This is a genomic window from Pseudomonas sp., assembly GCF_049645325.1.
Taxonomy (GTDB): domain Bacteria; phylum Pseudomonadota; class Gammaproteobacteria; order Pseudomonadales; family Pseudomonadaceae; genus Aquipseudomonas.
The window spans coordinates 1-3452 of record NZ_JBARTQ010000218.1 but is presented as its reverse complement, the minus strand read 5'-3'; the positions used below and the strand labels follow the sequence as shown (position 1 = coordinate 3452).

2 protein-coding genes and 1 pseudogene are annotated in these 3452 nt (G+C 62.0%); all 3 read right to left on the bottom strand.

The features are described from left to right. Positions 1-84: 84 nt before the first annotated feature. Positions 85-360 (bottom strand): peptidylprolyl isomerase, encoded by a 276-nt coding sequence (locus WBB95_RS09505; protein WP_003174397.1) that lies wholly within the window; start codon positions 358-360, stop codon positions 85-87. A 50-nt stretch (positions 361-410) separates the two neighbouring features. Continuing rightward, positions 411-2945: a PAS domain-containing protein gene (locus WBB95_RS09500; RefSeq protein ID WP_424487352.1), complete on the bottom strand. Its 2535-nt coding sequence runs from the start codon at positions 2943-2945 to the stop codon at positions 411-413. A 144-nt stretch (positions 2946-3089) separates the two neighbouring features. After that, positions 3090-3452, bottom strand: a pseudogene (locus tag WBB95_RS09495) (AMP-binding enzyme); the annotation flags it as partial.

The window sequence follows — 3452 nt, the reverse complement described above, 5'->3', positions numbered from 1 at the left end:
CCACAGTTGAGCGCATTTCAATGGAAGGAATGCATTCCAGTGTGGGCGCTGGCTTGCCTGCGATAGCGGTCTCAAGCCAAACACTCAATCGCGGTAAAACACCTGCACCAGGTGATACCCGAACTTGCTCTTGATCGGCCCGTGAACCACCTTCACCGGCTTCTTGAAGATCACCGCATCAATCGCCCCCACCATTTGCCCCGGCCGCACTTCACCCAAATCGCCGCCGCGCTTGCCGGACGGGCAGGTGGAGTATTTCTTGGCCAGCACATCGAACGCTTCGCCCTTGGCAATGCGCTGCTTGAGCTGTTCGGCTTCTTCGCTGGTTTTCACCAGAATGTGACGGGCTTGGGCTTTCATGTTGTTACCTTGCAACGGTCAAACGTAAGGGCGCGCGATTATGCCTGAACTCATTCAACGACGCTGATCATGCTGCGGATTTTCGTCGCCAGCAGGTCGATGGAAAACGGTTTGGCCACCATGTCCATGCCTTCCTCCAGGAAACCCTGGCGCTCGGCGGCTTTCTCGGCGTAGCCGGTCATGAACAACACACGCAGGCCCGGACGATGCTGGCGGGCGATTTCCGCCAATTGCCGGCCGTTCATGCCGGGCAAGCCGACATCGGTCACCAGCAGGTCCACGCGCAAATCCGACTCCAGCAACGGCAACGCGGTACGCGCGTCGGCCGCCTGGTGCGCGGTGTAGCCCAGTTCGTCGAGTACATTGACCACCAGCATGCGCACCGCAGGGTCATCCTCGACCACCACCACCGCTTCACCGGCCAGGGCCAAAGGCGCTTCGCTCATGTGCGCGGGCAAGCTGCTTTCCAGCGCGGTGCCGTACAAACGTGGCAGATACAGGCGCACACAGGTGCCATGGCCGGGCTCGCTCTGAATGGTCACGTGGCCGCCGGATTGCTGGGCAAACCCGTAGATCATCGACAGGCCAAGGCCGGTGCCTTGGCCGATAGGCTTGGTGGTGAAAAACGGGTCGAACGCCTTGGCGAGGATCTTCGGCGCCATGCCGGTGCCGTTGTCGCACACGCCCAGCATCACGTAGTCACCGGCCTTGACCGGTTCGAGGGTGGTGATGTCGTTGCCATCGAGGTAGCTGTTGGCGGTTTCGATCAGGATTTCACCGCCATCAGGCATGGCATCGCGGGCGTTGATGACCAGGTTGAGCAGCGCGTTTTCGAGCTGGCTGGCATCGGTGTTGACTGGCCAGATATCGTTGCCCAGTTGCACCTTGAGCCCGATGTGTGCGCCTTTGGTCCGCCGGAACAGGTCCTCCAGCGACGCCACCAACTGGTTCGGGTCGAGCGGGCGCCGGTCCAGCGACTGGCGACGTGAGAACGCGAGCAGCCGATGGGTGAGGGCGGCCGCGCGATGGGCGGACGACACGGCGGCGTCGGTGAACCGGCTGATTTCGTCGCTGCGCCCAGCGGCAATGTAACGCTGCATGAGGTCCAGGCTGCCGATGATGCCGGTGAGCATATTGTTGAAGTCATGCGCGATACCGCCGGTGAGCTGGCCCACCGCTTCCATTTTCTGCGCATGCCGCAGGGCATCTTCGGCACGCTCGCGCTCGAACATCTCGTTTTGCAGGCGCTGGTTGGCCTCGGCCAGCGCCTGGGTGCGCTGGGCCACGCGCTCTTCCAGGTTCTCATTGAGGTGGCGCAGGGCTTCTTCCGTGAGCTTGCGTTCGGTTTCATCGATCACAAAGATGTAGAAGCCGTTGACCGAGCCGTCATTACTGAAGCGCGGCAGGTATTTCATCAGGGCGTGACGCGCACGGCCGTCGCGATGCGGCGTGACAGTCATGAAGCTGCACGCCTTGCCCTTGAGCGCGGCCGTGATCTTGTCCTCGCGCCCCGAATACACGTCATCGCCGAGCACTTCGCGGATGGTTTTGCCGTACAGCTCCTGGGGCGTCATGCCGTACCACTCAAGGTACGCGCTGTTGTTCAGGCGAAAGCGCTGTTCGTGGTCGACGTAACCGATCAGCACCGGCATGGCGTTGATGATCAACTGCAGCTCGGTCTGGCTTTGGCGCAAGGCCTGCTCGGTCTGTTTGCGGTCGGTGAGGTCCAGCGCCGCGCCCAGGAAGCGCGCGGGGCGGCCTTGCGGGTCCTTGTAGCAGCGGCCCCGGGCAAATACCCAGCGCACCGTGCCGTCGGCTTGCAGCAGGCGGTATTCCTCGGCGTACTCGGTGCCGAAGGTGATGCAATGCTTGATGCTGCGCGCCACCATGCCACGGTCTTCGGGGTGCACGCCGTGCAGGTAATCACTGATGGGCAACAGGCTGGCGTCATTCGGGTCGACGCCGTGCAGGTAGGCGAAGTGTGCATCGGCGATAAAGCGGTCTTCGCCGATGTCCCAATCCCAAGTGCCCACGGCGTCGGTGGCGGCCAGGGCCAGCTGCAAGCGTTGTTCGGTGCTGTGTTGGGCCTTGAGGCTGTCTTCGGAACGCTGTTGCAGTTCAAGGGTTTTGCTGCGGCGTTCGTTGGTTTCGATGGCAGTGACCAAAATACCCGCCACCGCGCCGCTTTCATCGCGGATGGGGCTGTAGGTCAGGTCGAGCCAGATCTCGGTGTCGCGGTGGTTGCGCTGCAGCACAAAGCGCTGCTCGCTGAAGGTGCGCACCTGGCCGCTGAGGACCGCGTCATAGATCGGCGCGGTAAAGCTTTCGTGTTCCGGCCAGGTCTGGTGCGCCGGCTGGCCCAGGGCGCCAGGGTGCTTGTTGCCCACCAGCAAGGCGAAGCCGTCGTTATAGAGCTGGGTTAGTTGGCTGCCCCACAGCAGGAGCATCGGCATCGGCGAGTGGACGACGATGTCCACCGCTGTGCGCAGGCTTTGCGGCCAATCATTGGCCTCACCGAGGGGGCTTTGGGCCCAGTCCAGCCGCGCGATCAGTGCGGCGGCGCTGGCGGTGGATGTTCCATTCATGAAAAAAACCCTGAGCGTAACGCTTTGAAATATGACAAAAGCCGATTATCCCGCGAGTCGGGAACGGCTGACTACCCCTCGAAAAATAGCATGCCTTGGGGTTTTGTCTTCAAATCAGTACGCCAGGGCTGAAACCTTTCATCTTTACGCCAACTCCGGGCGATCACGAAACTGTGCCAGGGCCTCCGGGTTGGCCAGTGCGTCGGTGTTTTTCACCGGCTCGCCATGCACCACGTTGCGCACCGCCAGCTCAACGATCTTGCCGCTGATAGTGCGCGGAATATCGGTGACGGCGAGGATCTTTGCCGGCACATGGCGCGGCGTGGTGTTGGCGCGGATCACCTGGCGAATCTGCTGTTCCAGGGTGTCATCGAGTTGGGCGCCCTCGTTAAGGCGCACAAACAGCACCACGCGCACGTCGTCCTGCCAGCGCTGGCCGATGGCCAGGCTTTCCAGCACCTGTGGGGCTTTTTCCACCTGGCGTTAAATTTCCGCCGTGCCTATGCG